Consider the following 20,820-nt stretch of genomic DNA (forward strand, 5'->3'; position numbering starts at 1 on the left):
GTCTCCAAGTGTGAAATGAATCAGACCCGGACAGACGGAAAATGGTGGGCATAAAAAAGCCCACGACCTCCCTGTCAGGGAACTCGTAGGCATCATCAGCCGATCGCTCGGCGGTTCGCGGAGGAATGCCATCTCCGTTCACAGAAGTATAACAAATGATTGCTGCGGCGCAATACAGCGAAAGAAAATGGGCGCTTTTATTCACCGCTGATCAGGGTTCGAGGTCTCGCGCGCGTCTCGGTTGGGCCCGACCTGACTTTGGCGAGCACCGAGTGCTCATCGGTGGGATGGAATGCCCATCCTTTCTGTCTCGGCAATTGAGACGGCGGGCACGCAAACTATCCGCAAATGTTGGAATCTGTGACGCAGGCTATTGAAAATGTGCAAATCACTACCCATAGGGGTCATAGGTCTGGGGCCAAAACAGGGGCAGCGGACTGTATTTCTTCCACTGGCCCAATACACAGGGACGTTATGACCGGTCCGTTGATCGCAACGAACGCATTATCCAAGGGTATTCATCGCGAATGGGCGCTTCCTAACCCGACATTGGGCGAACTGTGGAAGTCCATCGTGATGGATGAGGTGCAGAAGACCCAACTGCTGTCGCAGGCGGTCGTCAACTTTACTGTGCGCCCTCGGGTAAACCGGAGCATCCTCCCTCTGCACGGGGTGATTTTGCTCGTGGGGGCGCCAGGGACGGGGAAGACCTCACTGGCCCGGGGTTTGGCGCATCGTGTTGCCGAATCCTTTTCCAGCTGCCGGATGCGGTTACTGGAGGTGGAGCCGCACTCCCTAGCCAGTTCGTCGCTAGGCAAGACCCAGCGAGCGGTCTCGGACCTCTTTGCCCAGTCCATTTCCGAAGCAGCAAGCGCCGGACCCCTCATCGTGCTGCTGGATGAAGTGGAAACTCTCGCTGTCGACCGCTCCAAGCTGAGCCTGGACGCCAATCCGATCGACGTTCATCGCGCGACCGATGCAGTCCTGGTGCAACTGGATCTGCTGGCCGAGAAGTATCCCAACTTGCTCTTCATCGCCACGAGCAATTTCCCCGAAGCCATCGACAGCGCCTTTGTGTCGCGCTGCGACCTCGTGATGGAAATACCGCTGCCCAATCGGGAGGCTTGTCGACAGATTCTGGAAGCGTGCTTGCACGGTCTCGCCAACACCTTTCCGGACATTCGAAAGCTCACCAACGCGCCACGTTTTGGCGATTGCGTACAAGCATGCGAAGGATTGGACGGCCGTGCCATTCGCAAGGTCGTCGCAAACGCATTGGCCGCCACTCGCGAGACGGCGACCGATCCCAACCGCGTCACGATCGATCATTTGCTGAAAGCCATCACCGACGCAAAAGCCAACCGCCCTCGGCAAGGGAAACGCGCATGACTACGGTCGTCAGCCGCACGATTCGCAGCACCCCAGAACGCACTGCCAGTGACACCTGGCAACTGATCGTGGCGCTACTCACGCAGGGGAGGGAAGGTACCGCACGCCAGGAACTCGATGCGGTGATCGGTATTGCTTCAAGTTTGATCGCGGATCAGGCACCGCGCCAGGCACCGATCGTTGTCACGTGCGATGGCCCGCGCACACGTATCTATTGCCTCTATGGCGAGGAAGCGCGAGACGGTGATGACGCCAAGGAAGACAGCCTGGGCTTCGATCCCCTCAATGGGGAGTGGTCGGTATCGCTGCCATGCCCGAAAGACAACTTGGCATGGGTCCAAGCCGCACTCGAACGCCATAGTTCGCGCATTACCGCACGCGACCAGGCGGCCGGCTTCGTGACGGAGGCGGCGGCCGAGACGTCGGCAACATCCCTGACATTGGACATCGCGGGGTTTAGCCAATCATGAGCGCTGTTGCCACCTACTCACGCACGCATTCGGTCACCTACGTCACGGACAACGTCCTCAAGAGTCTGAAGGACATCATTCGCCTTAGCGGCCTCAATCCCAGCCATTTCGTGGCCAACTGGGATAGCAACCAGCGCGCGGTTAAAACCTGGCTCGAGTCCGAACATCTCGACAAAGTGACCTTAGAAATTTACGACCCCAACACGAACAAGCTGATTACACGTTGGGACATCGAGGTTGTTTATGCGTGGTCGGCAGATGGCGACGGAAGCTTCTGGACCGACACCGACCAACTTCGCTATGCCATTGCTAAAAGCGGCGTCTTGCCGTCCAGCGCACTCTACGACCTAAGGCTCTACACCAAACCCAACGCGCCTACGGTTACAGGCTGGGGGCCTGTAACCGCACGCTCAACGGACAGCATGGTGCGACAAAGCTTGGGAACGACCGTCGAACACAGCGGTCTCGGCGGCCAAACCGCGTACTGGAGGTCACGTTAACCATGTTGACGCTGGACGAAGCTTTTCGAAAATTCAAATCGCGACTGGAACTCAACGACCGCGAGCAGGCTAATGCCTCGAAACGGCAGAACGAAGTCCGTGATTACCTGGAAACCAAGTTCGGTATTGCACGTAGTTTCCTGACAGGATCCTACGCACGACACACCAAGACGAAGCCGCTGAAGGATATCGACATCTTCTTCGTTCTGAAGGATTCGGAGAGGCACTACCGCGACAAACCGGCGAATGTTGTGCTGGATGCGTTCTATCAGGCTCTCGTTGAAAAGTACGGTAAAGATTGCGTTCGCAAGCAAGCACGCTCGGTGAATATCGATTTCGGCGTCGTAGTGGATGCCGAAGACAAAACCGATTACCGCGTCGTGAGTGTGGATGCGGTTCCCGCGTTCGACACGGGGACGGAGTACGAGATTCCCGACTCGGCGTCCGGGCAATGGATCAAGACGGATCCCGAGATCCACGCGCAGAAAGCGGTGGCAGCCCACAAGGCCTATTCCAGTGAGTGGAAGGGCTTAGTGCGCATGGTGAAATATTGGAACAACAACCCCAAGCACGGCACCGACAAACCGGTCAAGCCGTCCTTCTTGATTGAGGTCATGGCCATGGAATGCCTCCATGGGGGTTGGGGTGGTTCGTTTGACCGCGAAATTCAAGCGTTCTTTGCCACCTTGGCTGACCGCATTCATGACATGTGGTCCGATCCTGCCGGCCTCGGTCCCGCCATTAGCAACGACATGGATGCCGCGCGCAAGCAACGTGCGCAGCAGCTGTTGCAGGCGGCCGGCCGGGAGGCCAGTCTGGCAATCAACCTTGCTCGTCAGGGGCGAAATGGTGACGCACTCCGCGCCTGGCGGACATTGTTTGGCCCCATGTTTCCGTTGTCGTGAACCCAAGGTAGGACGTCAGCCATGCCAACTCATCAAGAACCGAAGAGTGATACGGATTGGATGCGATCAGCCTTCGTCGACGTGCAAGCCGAACTTGCACTGAAGTTAAAACGCGCATTCCAGTCGATTGAACACGCAGGTACCAAAGGCGCGGTCAACGAAGATCATTGGATCGAAATTCTTCGCGCTTACTTACCCAGGCGTTATGAGGTGTCGTCTGGGATCGTCATCGATAGCCAGGGAGGGCATAGCGACCAAATCGATATCGTCGTCTTCGACCACCAGTACACGCCCACGCTGTTGGATCAGCAGAAGCATCGATACATTCCCGCCGAAGCGGTTTATGCGGTGCTGGAATCCAAGCCGCACTTCGACAAGGATTATCTCGTGTACGCGGGGCAGAAAGCGGCGTCGGTCCGAAAACTTCATCGTACATCGGTAGCCATTTCCCACGCCGGCGGTACATATCCACCGAAACCTCACGCCAGCATCGTCTCAGGGATTGTTGCCGCAAGGTCCAGCTGGGCCGATGGTCTGGGTGGCACCTTTCATAAGAACCTGCCTGCCGACGCACTGGAGTTGCTCGATTGTGGCTGTGCATTGGAGCATGGTGCGTTCGATACGTTCGACGGGGAGCTGAAGATCGTCGGTAGTGAAGGTGCACTGATCTATTTTCTCTTCCGCTTGCTTTCCAAGCTTCAGTCGCTCGGAACGGTGCCAGCCATCGACTGGGCGGCGTATGCCGCCATCATTCATCGTTAGTGATTCGTCCGGTAGCGGTCCGCGCCCGTTGGCGTGCCGCATTTGTCGCGTTCGGACAACCCAGGAGAGGTTTTATGGCTGTCTATTTCCACACCAAGAAAGCCCAGATGCTACTCGACGCGTTCAATACCCGCATCGATCAACACGAAGCGAAAGGCAAGATCACTACTTGGCGGCGCTTGAAACTGGATTACTACACGCATGTCGCACAGCAATGGGCTGGCAAAGCGTTTTTTAGAGCAACCGTCGATGATGAATTACTACGGTTCAATATCATCAAACCTGAAAATGCATCGATTCCGGCGGACGTCTATGCCTATTATCATGGCCACTTGATTGAAACCTTTATCAATCACTTCGCACATGACTTCGAGAGTGCCACTGCAACGCCATCGCCGCGCATTGGTGACCGGGTTGCGTGACAAGTGCAATAGCCACTAGGTCGATCATTGGAAATTTCACCATGACAGAAACCAGCATCGAGGTCTTCCAGGATCTAAGGTTGCAAACCTTGCCCGGCGGAGCATCCGTCCGCGAAGCCATCTTGGGCGAGGTACGCGCGCCGTGGCGCCATGCAATGGAAAAGGAGAAGGTTCTTCTAAGCGCTGGATCGCATAGTAAGGATGTTATTGCTCTAGTGCGTGAACCGTTCGAAGGCATCGATAGATCAGCCCTCGTGTTGTGGGAGGACGCAGATGGCTATTACGTCTCCAACATCGTGCCAGAAAGCGTTGGACAGCTTAGCATCGCGCAATACAACACCATTCTCCAAGATTTTGTGGCGTGCATCGCCACGCCAGCCTCGCGCAGCGGTGCCTTTCGTGTTGAGCTGACCTCAGCCCAACGATCGCTCGCGGATTGGCTCGACGCTGGAACGGCCGCAGCGTTGCGCCGTTTCTCGGGAGCGGCCAATAAGTCCACAGGCGCAGCGCACCCTTTGGATCAGGAGCGGTGGTTTCAATTTTTGATTCGCGCCCATCGTTCCTCCGCACGGATGAGTCCCGGTGATCTTGCGCGATGGCTTAGGGAGGTAGATGCCTGGCCAGAGGAGAGCGCTCACGAACTGGCGGTGGAGTATGAGTTTGCAAGTGCGTTGCTCCAAACGTATGACGCCTTTCAGTCATGAGCCTTGCAGCCGGGGACATCACGGACCTCGTGGGCCTGGGTGCGCCCATCTTGTGCGTCGACACCTGTACGATTCTCGATGTGATGCGCGATATCACGCGTGAGTCCATCAAGATACATGACGTCAAGGCGGGTCTTGCGCTGCTGGCTTCAGCGGAGACGCGCAAGGATCTTGTTGTGCTTGTGGCCAATCAAGTGATGGCCGAATTGGACGTTCACTTGACCGAGATCGAACAAGAAGCGGCTACCAAGCTCACGCGTTTTCGGGTGCAGGCGCAACGTATCCATGACATCGCTACGGAGTTCGGTGCTAGCGGCGCCTTGCAAACACAGCACCTGCACGGTCACGTGGTGCGTGCTAGGGCGGCCTTGGATCGATGGGTTGCCGTTGCTAAACCTGCGCCCGGGAACGACGGCATCACGGCGCGCGCTTTTGCTCGGGTCAATGCACCGCGAACGCCGGCACGTAAAGGTAAGGACTCGATGAAGGATTGCGTGGTTGTTGAAACGTACCTCGAAGCCGCGCAAGAGCTCAGGACGGCGGGACTTACAGCCCCCATCGTCTTTGCATCGTCCAACACGAACGAGTACTACGTTTCGGCCGGATCCCACCTGTCATCCGACATTGCTGCCGACTTCCTGGCGGTGCGAATGAACTATGCGCCAAACTTCGGGGCTGCCAAACACAATATGGGTTTGTAGCGGGCCGCCCAAACGCAATCTGCCAAGGACGCGTACTAATACGATAACGTGAAATAGACAACTATTGCGCGAGCGATGCGGAATACTTGCCTCAAACTTTCACGAATGAGCGTCAAGGCGAGGCGCGAGTTGTTACCTGGAGCGTAGGCTTGGCGGAAGAAAAGCATCAATTTCGGCATCCGAAAACGTCAGCTCTTCCTGTTCCTTCAGCCCCCTGCTCGCGTCAGCGTAGGCCTTGGGGTTTGTCCGAGGCGCGCTCCCGTAAATCGCCACTAAACGCGCCTGCAACTCGTCTCGCTTGGCACTGGCTTTTTCCGATGTCAGGCGCTGATCATGCAGATCCGCAAGTAACGAGAGGTATGATTCGCGAACATCCCATAGCTGACTGGCGGTTTTCTTATGCTTTTCAGCCTGCTGACCAGGATCGATGTCTTTGGCATATGCATTGAGCGCCAGAAGCAATAACGAAATAAGTGCAGCGACTAGGGTGGCGGGGTAACTCACCTTGTCACCACCAAACAAGGCGGCTAGCAGGCCGCTCGTGGTCACTGCAGACAAAATGATCTGCCAGATTTTCAAGTGACCAAGGCGACGCGTGCATAGATCTGCGCACTTTTCATGGGTTTTAGTGGCATAGACAACACGGCCGTAGCACTCGCGTATCTGTGCCACGAGGGCCTGCGCGTCCAAGTCATCCGGGGAATTTAGTGCCATAGATCTCGCGCCATTTTTGTCGTGCGGCCCAACCGTAACGATCCGCCTGATATTCGCAGGCCGTCATGGCAATGTTTCTGCACTGCTTGGCCTTGTATTGAAAGTTACCACTCTTCCAGACGTACTGACCTGCACCTGGTGAGAGCCAATATTGCTGCGTTTCGCTCTGATCGCTGAGGAACGCGAAGAAATCACGACTCATAAAGTCGTAGTAGAGGTAGGACTTATTCCTGTGCTCGTAGGATCGAATAAATTGATACGCCAGCGTGTCCAGAAGATGGCCGCTGATTGGCACCGCCCAAACGTGCCGCCATGCCCGTGCCATCTTAGCCAACGCTTTTAGGTTACCGTTGCAAGTGGCATCCATAGTATTGATCTCAGCAATCTCGGGGCGCGGATTAGTGATCTTCCAAGTTCCACCGCCGTTGGCGTCCCCGTAGGTAAAGCCGCCGTCTCCGTTCTCGAACGCCGGCAATACCTCGAAGATAATTCCGTCATCAAAAGGAACCACCACGACCTGACCGTCACCACCTACGTTCGTAACAGAGTAGGTCTTTTTGATCGCGGTACGCACTTCTTGCAACATGGCTGACTGGCCATTCCCGGCGTAACCGTTGAAGCGGACGTAATCCGCATAGGGAAGCCAGAAGACCATGTCGACATCGCTGGTTTTCACGGTGGCGGTACCACGCCCGTAGGAACCGGCCTGAATGCTGTGATAGGTCTTCGAGTCGGTATTCCAAAATTCCAGGTTCAATCGGCGCGTGATCAGCTCATAGCGATCGGAGATCGTTGCCCGCTTGGCAATCGCCAGATTGCTGCAGAAGGTTTTGAAGTCTTCGCCGACGCCCATGGCGGTGAGCTCCCTGTTTTTGGCGTACCTGCACTGAGCTGATCATACCGGCCCCGTCTCGCCGTAGGGGGGGGCATCCGCCATGCCCATCCGGCGCGCCTCCGCGCCAGACTTTCCAAGCCCCTCTCGTCAGCCGCGCGCTTTTCGTACTGTTTTTGCGGCAAAACGCGTGCTGACTGGCCCTAAGGCGGGATAATCCAAGATTATTCCGCCTTATATTTACCCGCGATAGGCCCTTGACGGCATTCAAAATAGTATGTATATACATATTACGTAATACAGTACGAAATAGTGAGGAGAGGCCCATGGCGCGCGGCGGCATCTATAAATCCGAGGTCAAGCAAGCCCGAGATAGTCTTCTGGCTCAGGGCCTAAGCCCCTCCATTGACGCCATCCGCGTCGCCCTGGGGAATACCGGGTCGCGCTCGACCATCCATCGCCACATGAAAGAACTGGAAGCGGAAGAGGAAAGGGGAGGCGCTGCCGGGCAGGCCGTGAGTGACGCCCTCCAGCATCTGGTGGGGCAACTTGCTGAGCAGCTCCGTACGGAAGCGGACGAACGCATCGCCAAAGCTCAAACCGCCTGTGATGCGACCGTCGCGCAGGCCCAAGCAGCTATGGCTGAACAGGCCAAAGAGGGAAGGAGCCTCAGCGATCAGCTGCAACGCATCGAAACCCGATTGCGCGATGAGCGGGAGGCGCACGCAGCCACCCAAGAGGAGCTGCATCAAGAGCGCACGCAGTCAGCCACCCTGATCGAACGCATTGCCGGCCTGGAAGCCCGGCTGCAGGAACGGGATACACACGTTGCCTCATTGGAATCCAAACACCAGCAGGCCCGCGAGGCCCTGGAGCATTTCCGCCAGTCGTCGCGAGAACAGCGCGAGGCGGAGCTGCGCCGCCATGAGCACCAAGTGCAGTCATTCCAGGTGGAGCTGCGCCAAGCCCAAGATATCCTCACGAGCAAAAGCCAGGACGTGCTGCATCTCAATCGTGAAAACGCACGCCTCAGCGAGCAGTACGCTGAGCGCGACAAAGCGTTGCGTGAACTCCAGCGGCACCACGATCAGGCTGTAACCACCGTCAAGGAGCTGGCTGCCGTAAAACGAGAGGCTGAAACTGTAGCCCGACAATGGGTGGAGACCCATACCGAATTGGAGCAACTCCGTGGCGAATTCCAGCGCCGTGAGGCTGCCTGGGAGGCGGAGCGTATTGCTTGGCATCAGGAACGCGAAGAACAGGCACGTCACGACCAACGTCTGCAGGCCATTGAGGGGCTCTTGGCGAGTCTTAAAACTGCGCCGCACATGGCTGCGCCTAGTGCAAAACCGCCGTCGGGACCATAACGCAATACACTAGCCCTACTATCATCACCAAGCACCCTTACCATGCTGCTACGACAGGGGGAGGCTCGCAGCGACGGCGTCGATCGTCGACTTGCCTGCATACTTGCCGCCATCGCGGGCGCACTGAACACGGCAGCATTCCATGCCGTAGGTTTTTTCTCGGCCAATATGACCGGAAACGTGTCCTCACTATCCGATCATGCCGCAGCCGGTGAGTGGTGGATCAGTGCTTTCTACTTGTCCATTGTTATGGCATTTGTTTTCGGTGCCTCGGTGTCGACGTTGCTGATCAATGCGGGACGTCGACGAAGCATCCGAAGCATTTACGCCATCGGCATTCTTGCCGAGGCCATCCTAATGGTGTTGCTTGGTGGGATCGAGCTCTTCATCCCCTCGCTTGAACGCGGCCCCGTTCTTATCCTCGGCCTTAGCTTTCTAATGGGCATCCAGAACGCCGTTGTTACGCGTATTTCAGATGCGCGAGTGCGCACCACACACATTTCGGGGATGTCCACAGACATTGGCATCGAATTGAGTATGCTGTTCGACATTGCTCGTGGGCGTGAACTCAATGCCGAAGCAGCGCCTTATCGATCAAAGCTTCGCCTGCACGTTCAGACGGTTGTATCTTTCTTAGCAGGCGGCATTGCCGGCGTGGTGATCTACCAGTCAGTCGGCACAAAACTTCTTTTTGCTACTGCCGCGCTACTCTTTGCAATGGCGGGAAATGCAATAGTTCGATCTCACCTACACGCCAAGCAGTTCTTGGTTCGCTAAGCCACTGGTCAATGGAGAAAACTAATATGGCACAACGCGGGACCATTACATACACACATGTCGCGGGAAACAAGGCCCCCGGCAATACCCAATACTATTTGGCAACAACGACTGACATCATCCGCTTTTACCTCTTTGATGAACCCAGTTCTGAGGGTATGACACCATTCTCCTTCATCGATCAGCTCGATCGTACCCGCCTGCTTCCAGCGGGTGACAAAGCAACGGCCAAAGAATGGGCCAAGCGTTTTGGGCTGAAAAGCTGGACGTATGTGCGCGTTTAGTTGATCAGATGAATCCTCAAGGGGGGGGGTGAAGATTCATGTCAGATGAATGTGATGGCGATCATGAGTTGGCAGTCGCGCAAAAATATCACCTGTATTGGGCGCAGGCAACGATGGAAGACGAGCAAGGCCGAGCACTTGTTAATGGATCTTACCTTTATCGACCTTCGCGATTTTGGGAGCCATTCTGGATTCTCTTCGACAAGCTTGGGCAGCTTAACGACTACTGCTTCAACCAGTTGATTGCCTCGGAAGGCACGCTGATGAAACTTCAGCATCAAAGTGTGAAGGTCATCGGCGAAGCTTCTGTCGGCGCTGAAGCGCTGGATTATTACTCTGAAGCCATCCCTGGATGGGAAGACAACGTGGCAACCTTTGCGAAGGCAGCCCCACTGATTCTTCTTGCCAGCCTTACGGAGTGGGGTCTAAAGCATCTTGCATACAGTTTATTCGGTCACGTCCCCAAGAAGACGGATCGCTCGATGAGCGATATACAGTTTCACTTAAATTATCTTGTTCACTCAGGACTCAAACTCAACGAGCCAGAGAGCCTCCTGACTCCAATCGGAACTTTTCGTGAGGTAAGGAACAACTTTGCCCACGGAAATTGGGGCACGTTGACGGGACAACTTCAAAGTGTATGCCTTAGAGACGCAATCGAGGAGGCTGCTTGGCGTTGTGACGCCTTGACAGACAAGTAAGTGATCGCTGAGGGCAATACTTAATCCAACGCTGCCACCCTTTTGAGAACAACATGGACGCAAAAGCGCAAAGCGACTCAACGTTCTTCTATAGGTTTAGAACCATTGAAAACCTGATAGGCGCGCGAAAGGAGCTGTACAACCAATATGTATTCTTTGCGTCACCTGATCAACTTAATGACCCACTCGAAGGGCATATCAATTTGTACTGGCAGGGTGACCCGGTAGTCTGGCGAAATCTTTTTAAAAATTACCTTTTCTGCGTTGCATTTGTTTTCGGACTGTGGTCGCTATTTAAAACCGAAAGAAAGATCGGTCCAAGCGACATACCCGTTAAAGACCCTTTGATTGCTGGTCGCCACGAAAATCACGATGAACTCGAAAGAGATTTCTTCGAAAATCCAACCATCGCGCTATTCATTGATCGTATCATCAATTCAAAACGTCGCATCGGGCGAATTGAGCTCACCGCACATCTTCGATCGATACACTATTTCGTAGTGTTTCTCGTATATGAGAATTTCCGACGTCACCATGAAATGCTACACCCTGGTACGACCTCCGATACTCCATCGGGCGCGGCAATTGAATTGACGAGGATTGAAGCTTCAATCAAACTTTTTGATGCGTACGAGAGAAGTTTCGCGGATGCTCCAGAAAAAATAGAGGAAGCATATTTATATTTCTTGTGCAAGCAAGAAGACACAGACCTATTAAATTACTATGTCAAAGCGCTAGACCTAAACGACGCGAATCGCATTTTCATATTCAATGACTTTTGCATTGCATATGTGCGACAACTGAACACGATCATGCATGTGCCTTGGCACGCTGCATGTTTCATGGAAAAATGCGACGCACCATCAATGTGGTCCTATTACGGCGACAATCACAAAGGCATATGCCTGAAATACCGAGCTGAAAAGGATGAGAATGGACCCTATATCAATCTCAACACGATAGTAGGGTGGAATGGGGGCGGTAGTTTTCGCTCGATGCGAAAGCACTATTTCAAACCCGTCATTTATCGCGCCGAGCACGCGGTCATGAATTTTTTCGAATCACTCGGCGCCGCCCCCACCCCCCAAGTAAATTCCCAGTGGTATAGCGGGGAAAACGGACAAATCAGTCCTCTGCTTATCCGCGACGAGGAAGGGCGTAGCGCATGGAGGGAGAAGTATTGGCAGAAGTATCTAATTTCGGCAACGACCAAGACGAAAACCTGGGAGGCCGAACAGGAGCAGCGCCTAGTGCTGTATTCGATGTTGTCCGACTTGAGTACCGAAGATCGGAAATTAGGCTACGAATTCTCAGCGCTCGAAGCTATCATTTTTGGTGTGCGCGTACTGGCTGAGCAAAAAATCGCCGTTATACGCGTGATCGAAGAGCTTTGCCGCAAGCACGGCAGGAAAGAATTTAAGTTCTATCAGGCGTATTTTTCGAACAATCGCAATGAGGTGAAATTCGCGGAGATGTGCGTCATCGAAACAATCTTGAAGGAACCACCGCGTTAGCTAGCTTTGGCCGAGGAGTAGAAGCAATTGGCGTTGTCGATCGGCCGCGTGATGCATTTAATCTGATGCGCGTATTGGTAGCGGATAGATCCTAAAGAATTTACTGCGTCGAAAATAGTCACTTCTCGGGCTCTGGATTGTCCATGTCGCGGTAACGCTTGCGAAGAAGCACGTGAACGAGATACATGCCCAACAGTGTCAACATGAGGGAACCTATTAAGTGGCTAGCCACATGTATCGCGAACCACCGGTAGTGTCCTGCAAGCAGGAGGCCCACAGCTTCAGCCGAAAAGGTCGAATAAGTTGAAAGTCCGCCCAGGATGCCAGTCGTAGTAAATAAGCGCAGTTCTATTGGCAGTGTTTCGAAGCGCTGAAATACGCCCACCAAGCATCCGATAAAAAATGCAGCAATCCAGTTCGCAGCCAGAGTGCCGGGCGGTAGGTGAGGGGAGAGGGAATTGAACATCGCAGATAAGATATAGCGAAGCCAGCACCCCATGATTCCGCCGACGCCAACGGCAACAAATCCCCGGAAGTTCAGCCCTTTCATCTCGATTACCCCGTATGGTGATTCGGCCAAGAGACGGCCTAATGATCTCTGTCGTAGAGTTAGGAATATTTAAGGCTGTCAGATTAAGAGCATGACGACCACAGACACTGCCATTAACCCAAGGCCCAACATCATCACACCTGTTACAAACAAGGGCGAAATGTCGCGGAGAATATGAGTCCCCCTACTGGATCGCGGAGCTGCGCGAAAGCCAGCCACTGGATAGCACGTCAACGACCACGCATACAGTAAACAACCACACCCTCCCAATATGCTTACGATGGATACTTGCCGGGAGAATGTCACCAGCGCGGCCATGGCCATCGCTGCTGCCCAAGACAGCTGCCCTGGGCCTGGTCTAAGGCTGCTATCTGGTTTCATTGTCTTCCAGGTTTGAGGTGATCAAACCCGAACGAGAGGCTCGACAGGCATAAAAAAGCCTACGGCCGCCTTGTCCAGGCGCTCGTAGGCATCATCAGCCGATCTTGTCGGCGGTTAGCGGAGGAATGCCATCTCCGAATTGCCGGTTATCGTATCAGGGTCGATGCCCTTTCCATAGAACACGGATTTGATTCATGCCAACGGACCATACGCCGCAACGTCCCCGTCAGGTTTCTACTCCAGAGCACATCCGCCTCAGCATGTCCGTTGTTGATCAGTCACTCCGAGAAATGTTTCCCGACAATTACTGGAAACGCTGCATGTACGCTGCGTTCGGTCTGCAGTTATTGCTCAAGGAGGAGGGGATTGCTAGTGACATTGTTGCCGGTGACGTCGCGTGCTTCGTCCTGTATACCCAAGACAATCAGCCAGGAATGGATGGCTTCAAAACCGAAAAGCCGGGTGTCCCCGCGCACTTCTGGGTAGAAACCATGGATGTCATAATTGATCTCGGGCCATATTATCTACCCCGCGATACACGACGGCCCATCGCTAACATGCCACTCATTTGCTGGCCTCGTGAGGTCCAACTGCCGAACTATCTACGCTACCGGGAAAAGGCCCGATATCCCCCTGGCACAAAGCTGCAGGTCGCAGACGACATGATGGAGCGCATGGTGCGCTTCCTTGCTCATTGCGAATCCAGAGACCGGACCACCCCCAGTAAAGCAAAGAATGAGAGCTGGGAGCTAAAAGGGCCCGATTCATTGCAGACGGCTGCGCGCAAGGGTGACCGTTGGGCCCGTGGCGCCCAGAAGTTCGACTCTTGGGTCAATCCAAGCAAACTGCCATTCTGAAATGGTCGCCAGCTAGAGCTTCTCTTTACCGGTCAGAGCTATTTTTAAGGGACAGGCACTCTGGTTTGAGTAAGGGCAGGTCGCCTCATACTCACATTCGGCCTCCCAAATTATCTGCGTGCCTGCGAAACGACTATTTCAGCGGGCCAGGGTTTCGTTTCAGCTTCAGGATGCAGCGATGCAAGGCTCAGACCTGCAACTGTAAAAAATTAAGGAAATCATGCGGTTATAGGTCAAACTGCCGGATTTTGGCCGTTTCCCTGCCGTCCCTCCAGTAGGTGGTGCCGAGGCGCCATTTGCAGGATCTGTGCGGCAGGGCGGATAGCCTGACAAGCCAGGCGCCAAGCCGTTTAGCCCGATCTTTGATCTCTCCATAATTGCGCATAATGTATATTATGTAAAATTGGATTTGGACCCTTAAAACGGCTGAAGTCAAAATCATGCAGAGGTGAGCCTGTCGCCTCAGCGGCAGGCCCCCACGCTCACCACGGATGCCGATTCTGGTGGCTGTGGCCGTCATGAAAGAAGCCGCCCGTTGGCCCCAAGACATTAAAGGCTGCGAGTTCAACGATCACCTTCGCGGCCGCCTCCACTGTTCGATAGCCCTTGTGGTCATTGAGATCGGTGGCGGTGTACCCGGGATTCACCGCGTTCACTCTGATGCCTTCGGGCAACAACTCTTTCGCCAGCTTCGCGGTAAGCATGTTGAGCGCACTCTTGGTCGCCGAATATCCACCATAGCCGGCGCTCCATATCGGGCTTGCCGTGTCCATGGTGTCGGAAATGGATCCAAGCGTGCTGCTTACCATCACGATGCGCGCAGCTTTTGAACGCCGCAGCAACGGCAAAAACGCCTGCGTGACACGCATCGGTCCAAGCGTATTCACCTCGAACATCGCGCGCATGTCATCCACGGTTTCTTCCGTAACACGCACCGGCACGCCGCCAAGGCTGATGCCTGCGTTGTTGATCAGCACGTCCAGCGTGCCGGCTTGCTCCTGAAATTTCCCTTTGGCTGCGGCCACGCTTTGCGTGTCGGCGACATCCAGAACCAAAAGGTGCGCGTCGACCCCAGTGTTGCGTAGTTCGGACACCGCCGACTCGCCACGTGCCGCATCCCGGCACCCCAGCCAGACGGTGTAGCCCTGTTCGCCGAGCTGGCGAGCGGCCGCCAGGCCAATACCTTTGTTTGCGCCCGTGATGAGCGCGATTTCTTTGGAAGACATGAAAGCCTCGTTGAGTGGGGATCCCGTACAACTATCGGCTGACACCGCTCATGCAGCATCCATCATCACTCCAGAGGCTTGCCTGATCCTACCAATCCGACTAGTTTGTAAACCCGGACATCGAGGTTGCCGTGCTTACCAGACTCACCGAGATCGCCTGTCGCCACCTCAGCTCGTCAGGAAAGCCCACGATCGTGCCCAGCCTGACGATCAGGTCGGCGCGCGAGCCCGGCACCTATGCTCCGGGCCTCTTTGAAGCCTCGTTTTATCTCTTGCTTCAAGGCGAAAAGCGCCTGACGTTCGCCGGACTGGACCACATCTTCCGGCCCGGGATGTGCGCGGCCGCCCTGGTAGGACTGCCGTTCTCGCACGAGGTTGTCGAGGCCTCGGCGGACGAACCCTATATTGGCCTCGTACTGAGGCTCGATGCCGGGGTCATCGCGAGCCTGCTGATCGACATGCCTGATCCACCCACTACCTCGCCGGCCAAAACCATTACGGTGATGCAATCGGATGAGCGCACGCTGGACCCCCTGGCTCGCCTGCTTTCCCTGCTCGACACACCCTCCGACATTGCAGTGCTCGCTCCGCAATTTGAGCGCGAGTTTTGCTACCGGCTCCTGCAAGGACCCATGGGGACTCAGCTTCGCCAAATAGGAGGCCATGGCGCGCGGCTTGGGCAAATCAGGAAAGCGGCCGAATGGATCGCAGATCACGCCGACCAACCCATGCGCATTGATCGCCTGGCCGAATCCGTCAGCATGAGCGTCACTTCGTTCCATCGCCACTTCAAAGCCATCACCGGCTATGCCCCACTGGCATATCAGCGCTACATCCGGCTTCTGGATGCGCGCCGGCTACTCGCATCGGGATCCAGCAACGTGACGTCGATTGCATTCGCCACCGGGTATGCGAGCGCTTCGCAGTTCAGTCGCGAATATAAGAAGTGCTTTGGCGTTGCGCCGAGCAACGATCTGGCATTGCTGCGACCTTCGGCTTGATGCCGAAGCCCTGCCCATCCCTTCAAGCCAGTTCTGCCTCGGCAGACCATCGTCAACAACCGTCTGGACCTGCCAGCCAGGGTCTTGGCCATCGGGGTGGCTTAGAAAAAGGCCGTGACGCAAGCAGAAGTCGAACGTGATTTCATTGTCGCCCCACATCACTCATCAAGCGGTTGGCGACCGTAGAAGAAGTGGCCAACCTGAGTACGTATCTTGCGTCAGAGCAAGCATCCGCCACGACCGCCGCTGCCGCGCCCGCGGATGGAGGAGTGGTGCGTTCGATTGTTTGACTTGTTTTTCTTGGGCTGGGAGTTAATACGCGCCTTACCTCCGATAACAGCCCCTAATCGCGCACCTTGGCGCCTAGCCACGGCCAAAAACGATCATTCAGCACCTGGATTAAACAGAGTCGTGTAGCGGATGCTGCCGAGCTGCTGAGCCTGGTTACCGCAGCCCCTGCCCCCGGCCTGCGCGTACAATCTGCCCGGTCCAAAACCTCGTTGACCGGCACCTTGAACACCACAGGTCCAAGCGCCTTATCGTCGGAGGTATCTGCATGCGAGTGCAACATCTCGGCGCTGATGACGTCGCCCTCCAACTGGACGTGTCATACCGGCTCCGTGCACGGACTCACTGCAAGTGGCCCAGGCGCACCGCATTCCCATCACAACCCCATGGCTGCCGCCAAGACGAGTGTGCTCAGCATTGACGCCCGCTCTCACCTGGCACGCGGGCTGGATCCTGCCGACGGTCTTTTTCAAAAGGTTTTTTTAATCCAAGCAACAGAATCGCTGAAACAACCAGAATTAAGCCAGCAACACGCGCGGGCGTCGGAGGCTCGTGCAGGAACAAGTAAGCCAGGGCGGCCGAACTCAACGGTGCAAGCGCGGTAAAGACTGCCGCCTCGGAGCCGCTGACACGAGACGACCCTGCATACCACAACCAAAACCCAGCGACTGTGGGCACGATGGCATAGTAGAGAACGCCCAGAAGAGGTTCTGATCCGGCCATTTGCACGTCGTGTTTGAGCGTCGACGCTGCGAATGGGAGCGTTAGGCACAGCCCCAATCCTGACATCACCGTTGATTGTACGAGTGGCGCAAGGGGCTGGCGCAGCCGCTTGTTGAGCAGGATAAAAGCGCTTTCGCAAACGACGGCGCCGAACACCATTACATCGCCTTCCAGCGTACGATGAGCGGCGCCAGATGAGATGGTACCGACGGATGCCAGCAACACACCCAACGTGGCGAGGCCGGCTGCCACAGGGACGAGCCGTGAAGTCCGCTCACGCAGGAACGTCATAGACAACAGCGCAGATGCGCCTGGCAACAACCCAAGGATCAGGCCGGCATCGGTCGCGGTGGTGTGTTGCAAGCCCCCGATAAGCAGGATGCTGTAGCCGACGCTACCGGCGGCCCCCTGCGCCAGAAGCAGCAGTCCATCCCGCCACCCCGCAATCGTGAGCTTGCTGCGTGTCAGTCGCATCAGCACAAGAAAGATCGGGAACGCAAGCGAGAAGCGTAGCGCGGTGGCCACGACCGGGGATAACCCCTGTCCGATAAGCTTGCTAGCGACGGTGGTGCTGCCCACCGTGATCATGGCGAGGGCCAGGTACAATCGGCCTATGTATTGTCGATTCATGAGCGCCGATCCGCGGCAATGGGTACGGCCGTGATCGTCGTGGGCCACGCATGCGAAGGTCTTGGATCAATGTGCGGGCGAGTGCCGCTTGGCGTATTCACCTGGCGGAATGCCGAATTGGCTGCCCCACAACCGGTTCAGATGGCTTTGATCGCAAAAGCCAACCACCGCAGCCGCCTCGGCTAACGGCATGCCAGCGCGAATCAGGCGCCGCGCGTGCGCTATGCGCGCTTGGGTCACGTAGGCATGCGGAGTAAGCCCGAATTCACGCAGAAACCCGCGATGGAGCTGATAGCGGCTAAGACCGGTAACCTCGCTCAGCCGTGAGAGCGACAATTCTGCGCCGACATCATCGAGGATCAGCTCTTTCGCTCGCAGGATCCCTGTAGCCGACGAAGTTATCACCGGTATGCGGTGCCCAAGCCCCCCAAGCAACCGCGCGATAAGCACGAGCATGCTGGCTTCGGATGCTTCCTTGTCCGATTCAACCACGTGCCGGAAGAAAGCATCAAAAACCACCTGCAAATCAGGGGCTTCAGCCTCGGTAATAACCGGTGAGAACCACGGAAAATCCCTGCCGTTAGAGAGGGTGACATCGTCCTGGATGCCAAGGATCAACTTCGGCTCGACGTATAGTATTCGCCAGGCTCGACCGTTATCGCCGACCGGCCGCCCATCGTGAACCTCGCCCGGATTCACCAGGATCATGTCGCCGGGGCCAGCTTCCACGCGCCGTCTATCGCTGGCCGAATTGTGGCCCCCGCGGTCAATGACACCGATCCCGTAAAGGTCGTGGGTGTGGCGACCAAACGACCAGTCCGTATCCGCCGTCATGGCATCGATGCCGCTGATTGCAACTTCGTGAAAGGCGATGCCGGATGTCGTTAAGCGATTCGCCTTAGCCATTGATCGGATCTCTTCCGCCCTAGCCCCGCGCATGAGTAGCGTACCTTCGTTAAATACCAGGAAACAGTGTCTACCTGGAAAATCAAGTTAAATATCCTCTCTGCGCGGCAAACGCTGGAATGAACGCGCAGCCATATTGGTCTATTCCTTGGCAAAGTTCACCGATAGCGCCACCTGAACTCGCCACATGGCAAAGTCGATTCAGATGGGCGCCAAAAACGCGCATTCCCAACGGGCGGATGCAAAAAATGACGACATGGGCACGTGATTAGCGATCAGACGCTGTCCCTCATCGCCGAGACGAAACCTCAAGTCGCCAACGCAATTCGGGAAGCTCGCGACGGTGACCTGGCGAAAGTGCTTTCTGTCCCCTCATCTGATTACCGTCTCATCGGTCGTCAGTTGCGCGAACTGTCAGTAGAGACCCCTGGCAACTACCTCGGGTGCATGGCGCTCGGAACGCCATAGCCCGAGCCAGCTATACGGTGGCCGGGCTACGACGAAGAAATCTGGGCCGAAGCCGCCATAAGTCTTGGTCAATCCTGCCATTTGCCCTGGGCCACTTTTCAGTTTCCGCCCGATGACGATATCGTCGCCGTCACGTCTTCAACGACGCGCTGTCCCCAGGGGCACCAGCGATTACCTGGAAGAAAATGGCCGCCAACCTCGGCAAGATGCTCCTGCACATATGAAGTATTGGCGTCGCAGACTTCTACGGAAAAATCTGGGAAAGCAATCGTCTTTGGCTCGTAATGAAAGCCCCAGCGCGAATTGTACGGAGCACTGGATATGACGATGGTGCCGCTGACGTGCGGCAAGCCTTTGCTCCTGCAAGCGGGATCTTTGGAGCAAGCGATAATGGATTCTGCCTGTTTGATTTTTGCAGGATCCTTGAGCATAAAAATAAAATCGTTCGCTGGATGTCCATCAGACATGCGGAAGTAACGCTCCTGCGCTTGCGCCCCCATCGATACGGTTGAAACAACCACTGCCAAAGCACAGATCATACGTAGCTTGTTCATGAGCTTCCCCATTCGGTTGTTTGGTCGACTCGAATCGCAGCCATGCTTCACGGAACGTGATCCACCCTGAAGTGAAAGGTCCGGCGTACGCGAGTTGGCACGATTATGGCGATCCGCAGGCCATCGGGAATCCCTGGTTTTTGGGGTGTCACTTCAACGCGGATTTCACGTCACGTGTGGCTCGCGCGTGACAATCCAGATCGCCGGCTTCATTTGGGATTTTGCCGCCTCTGGCCGTGACTTTCTGCCCAGACCCGCGGTAAACCTCCGTTGCCCTACCCTCGATAACAATTGCTAACCCTCCTCCCCCAGCACCGAAACGCCATCGGTTGCTGTCTCCGCGACGTTCGCTTTGGGAGTGAGTTGTGCATTTGCGTTCATTATCATCATTCCGCCGATTTCTTTGACCAGCTTCGCAGCTACGGTGGCAGTGATGTTGGCGATGTCGCAACTGGGATTGTACTCAACAATGTCGGCACCCACGATGGGCGACGTCAAGCGATGAATGAGGTTGATGACCTGGCGCGGAGATAGGCCGCCCGGCTCTCTGTGCGCGACGCCTGGCGCGTAAGCGGGATCGAGCCCATCGATATCTATCGACAAGTAGATCGGAGTAGCAATATCAAGTCGCAAATCGTCGTGGCAGCGCCCTGCCTCGATCACTTCGACACCAAAGCGCTCAAACTGCGCACGATGATGATCGTTAATGGTGCGCAAACCTACCTGTATCAAGCGATCCGCAAGACGCTCCTCCATGATGCGTGCGAAAGAAGAAGTATGAGACCGCGGGTTGCCTTGATAGCAATCGTAGATATCAGGGTGTGCGTCGATGTGCAGTATCGTCAACTTAGGGTGGTGCCGGCGAACACCCCGCATGATTGGGTGAGTGATGGCATGGTCACCACCAAGGCAGATCAATGGACCATCCAACTCCATTATTTGAGCTACCGCGTGCTCGATGAGATCCCAAGGGTCGGACTTTTCATCGAAGATGATATCGGCGCGATCCACCAATCTGCCTGGCGCACCGAGGTTTACGCCCGTTTCGCTCCATGAGCTATACACATCGCTAAACAACTCACGCCGTATGTATGCGGGCGCACTAGCGGATCCCCGCATGAAAGAAGAGTTGGCGTCATGAGGAATGCCTAACAGAGAGATGGCGGTCATATTTGTGTCTCGTCTTGTCGAATT

At 55.6% G+C, this 20,820-nt stretch carries 24 protein-coding genes and 2 riboswitches; of the genes, 16 read left to right on the forward strand and 8 right to left on the reverse strand.

Annotation, left to right across the window (positions count from 1 at the left end; all coding sequences use genetic code 11):
* Window positions 1-79: 79 nt before the first annotated feature.
* Window positions 80-145: riboswitch (Fluoride riboswitch) on the reverse strand.
* Window positions 146-474: 329 nt separating this feature from the next.
* From ISS99_RS04245 to ISS99_RS04280, 8 genes are all read left to right on the forward strand, one after another.
* On the forward strand, window positions 475-1,389 hold the full coding sequence (locus ISS99_RS04245) for an AAA family ATPase (RefSeq protein WP_204630344.1): 915 nt from the start codon (window positions 475-477) through the stop codon (window positions 1,387-1,389).
* Complete coding sequence (locus ISS99_RS04250) at window positions 1,386-1,859, forward strand: hypothetical protein (RefSeq protein ID WP_204630345.1); 474 nt, start codon at window positions 1,386-1,388, stop codon at window positions 1,857-1,859. Before ISS99_RS04245 ends, ISS99_RS04250 begins: the two co-directional genes overlap by 4 nt.
* The gene (locus ISS99_RS04255; RefSeq protein WP_204630346.1) at window positions 1,856-2,359 is read left to right on the forward strand and encodes an HORMA domain containing protein; all 504 of its coding nucleotides are present in this window, start codon (window positions 1,856-1,858) and stop codon (window positions 2,357-2,359) included. Before ISS99_RS04250 ends, ISS99_RS04255 begins: the two co-directional genes overlap by 4 nt.
* A 2-nt stretch (window positions 2,360-2,361) precedes the next feature.
* Entirely contained in the window at window positions 2,362-3,264 is a 903-nt protein-coding gene (locus ISS99_RS04260) for a CBASS oligonucleotide cyclase (protein ID WP_204630347.1), read from the forward strand.
* Window positions 3,265-3,285: 21 nt separating this feature from the next.
* Window positions 3,286-4,026 carry a DUF6602 domain-containing protein gene (locus ISS99_RS04265; RefSeq protein WP_204630348.1) on the forward strand — a complete coding sequence of 247 codons (741 nt, stop codon included), beginning with the start codon at window positions 3,286-3,288 and terminating at the stop codon, window positions 4,024-4,026.
* Window positions 4,027-4,100: 74 nt separating this feature from the next.
* A complete protein-coding gene (locus tag ISS99_RS04270; protein WP_204630349.1) occupies window positions 4,101-4,448 on the forward strand; it encodes a hypothetical protein in 348 nt (115 codons plus the stop codon).
* 41 nt (window positions 4,449-4,489) lie between these two features.
* Entirely contained in the window at window positions 4,490-5,152 is a 663-nt protein-coding gene (locus ISS99_RS04275) for a hypothetical protein (RefSeq protein ID WP_204630350.1), read from the forward strand.
* The gene (locus ISS99_RS04280) at window positions 5,149-5,853 is read left to right on the forward strand and encodes a hypothetical protein (protein WP_204630351.1); all 705 of its coding nucleotides are present in this window, start codon (window positions 5,149-5,151) and stop codon (window positions 5,851-5,853) included. Before ISS99_RS04275 ends, ISS99_RS04280 begins: the two co-directional genes overlap by 4 nt.
* 132 nt (window positions 5,854-5,985) lie before the next feature.
* Here the strand turns inward: ISS99_RS04280 and ISS99_RS04285 are convergent, their stop codons facing one another.
* The gene (locus tag ISS99_RS04285; RefSeq protein ID WP_284343807.1) at window positions 5,986-6,525 is read right to left on the reverse strand and encodes an SLATT domain-containing protein; all 540 of its coding nucleotides are present in this window, start codon (window positions 6,523-6,525) and stop codon (window positions 5,986-5,988) included.
* 19 nt (window positions 6,526-6,544) lie between these two features.
* Window positions 6,545-7,420, reverse strand: a complete 876-nt coding sequence (locus ISS99_RS04290; RefSeq protein ID WP_204630353.1) for an SMODS domain-containing nucleotidyltransferase — start codon at window positions 7,418-7,420, stop codon at window positions 6,545-6,547.
* Between the two features lie 305 nt (window positions 7,421-7,725).
* Between ISS99_RS04290 and ISS99_RS04295 the strand changes: the two genes are divergently transcribed.
* From ISS99_RS04295 to ISS99_RS04315, 5 genes are read left to right on the forward strand one after another with little or no spacing between them, the layout of a single operon-like run.
* Window positions 7,726-8,766 carry a DNA-binding protein gene (locus tag ISS99_RS04295; RefSeq protein ID WP_204630354.1) on the forward strand — a complete coding sequence of 347 codons (1,041 nt, stop codon included), beginning with the start codon at window positions 7,726-7,728 and terminating at the stop codon, window positions 8,764-8,766.
* A gap of 42 nt (window positions 8,767-8,808) precedes the next feature.
* On the forward strand, window positions 8,809-9,543 hold the full coding sequence (locus ISS99_RS04300) for a YoaK family protein (RefSeq protein WP_204630355.1): 735 nt from the start codon (window positions 8,809-8,811) through the stop codon (window positions 9,541-9,543).
* A gap of 26 nt (window positions 9,544-9,569) precedes the next feature.
* Window positions 9,570-9,827, forward strand: coding sequence for a hypothetical protein (locus ISS99_RS04305; protein ID WP_204630356.1), 258 nt, complete (start codon window positions 9,570-9,572; stop codon window positions 9,825-9,827).
* Window positions 9,828-9,865: 38 nt separating this feature from the next.
* Window positions 9,866-10,528, forward strand: coding sequence for a hypothetical protein (locus ISS99_RS04310; protein WP_204630357.1), 663 nt, complete (start codon window positions 9,866-9,868; stop codon window positions 10,526-10,528).
* Between the two features lie 53 nt (window positions 10,529-10,581).
* Window positions 10,582-12,042, forward strand: a complete 1,461-nt coding sequence (locus tag ISS99_RS04315) for a DUF2971 domain-containing protein (RefSeq protein WP_204630358.1) — start codon at window positions 10,582-10,584, stop codon at window positions 12,040-12,042.
* Window positions 12,043-12,160: 118 nt separating this feature from the next.
* On the opposite strand, the gene crcB is transcribed toward ISS99_RS04315, so the two are convergent.
* Window positions 12,161-12,592: a fluoride efflux transporter CrcB gene (gene crcB / locus ISS99_RS04320; RefSeq protein WP_204630359.1), complete on the reverse strand. Its 432-nt coding sequence runs from the start codon at window positions 12,590-12,592 to the stop codon at window positions 12,161-12,163.
* Window positions 12,593-13,051: 459 nt separating this feature from the next.
* Window positions 13,052-13,118, reverse strand: a riboswitch (Fluoride riboswitch).
* Between the two features lie 49 nt (window positions 13,119-13,167).
* Between crcB and ISS99_RS04325 the strand changes: the two genes are divergently transcribed.
* Window positions 13,168-13,830 (forward strand): hypothetical protein, encoded by a 663-nt coding sequence (locus tag ISS99_RS04325; protein WP_204630360.1) that lies wholly within the window; start codon window positions 13,168-13,170, stop codon window positions 13,828-13,830.
* 482 nt (window positions 13,831-14,312) lie between these two features.
* Here the strand turns inward: ISS99_RS04325 and ISS99_RS04330 are convergent, their stop codons facing one another.
* A complete protein-coding gene (locus ISS99_RS04330) occupies window positions 14,313-15,056 on the reverse strand; it encodes an SDR family oxidoreductase (RefSeq protein ID WP_204630361.1) in 744 nt (247 codons plus the stop codon).
* A gap of 194 nt (window positions 15,057-15,250) precedes the next feature.
* Here ISS99_RS04330 and ISS99_RS04335 point away from each other — a divergent pair, with 194 nt between their 5' ends.
* Both ISS99_RS04335 and ISS99_RS04340 read left to right on the forward strand, forming a co-directional pair.
* A complete protein-coding gene (locus tag ISS99_RS04335; RefSeq protein WP_204630362.1) occupies window positions 15,251-16,057 on the forward strand; it encodes an AraC family transcriptional regulator in 807 nt (268 codons plus the stop codon).
* Between the two features lie 191 nt (window positions 16,058-16,248).
* Window positions 16,249-16,347, forward strand: a complete 99-nt coding sequence (locus ISS99_RS04340; RefSeq protein ID WP_284343808.1) for a hypothetical protein — start codon at window positions 16,249-16,251, stop codon at window positions 16,345-16,347.
* Between the two features lie 409 nt (window positions 16,348-16,756).
* Here ISS99_RS04340 and ISS99_RS04345 read toward each other — a convergent pair whose 3' ends face one another.
* The 4 genes from ISS99_RS04345 to ISS99_RS04360 form a co-directional block, all read right to left on the reverse strand.
* Entirely contained in the window at window positions 16,757-17,698 is a 942-nt protein-coding gene (locus ISS99_RS04345) for a DMT family transporter (RefSeq protein WP_204630363.1), read from the reverse strand.
* Window positions 17,699-17,764: 66 nt separating this feature from the next.
* On the reverse strand, window positions 17,765-18,604 hold the full coding sequence (locus ISS99_RS04350) for an AraC family transcriptional regulator (RefSeq protein WP_204630364.1): 840 nt from the start codon (window positions 18,602-18,604) through the stop codon (window positions 17,765-17,767).
* Window positions 18,605-19,170: 566 nt separating this feature from the next.
* Window positions 19,171-19,626, reverse strand: coding sequence for a BP74-related protein (locus ISS99_RS04355; RefSeq protein ID WP_204630365.1), 456 nt, complete (start codon window positions 19,624-19,626; stop codon window positions 19,171-19,173).
* 294 nt (window positions 19,627-19,920) lie between these two features.
* Entirely contained in the window at window positions 19,921-20,796 is an 876-nt protein-coding gene (locus ISS99_RS04360; protein WP_204630366.1) for an arginase family protein, read from the reverse strand.
* Window positions 20,797-20,820 lie beyond the last annotated feature (24 nt).

The sequence above is a fragment of the Dyella mobilis genome (assembly GCF_016904945.1).
GTDB classification, from domain to species: Bacteria; Pseudomonadota; Gammaproteobacteria; order Xanthomonadales; family Rhodanobacteraceae; genus Dyella_B; species Dyella_B mobilis.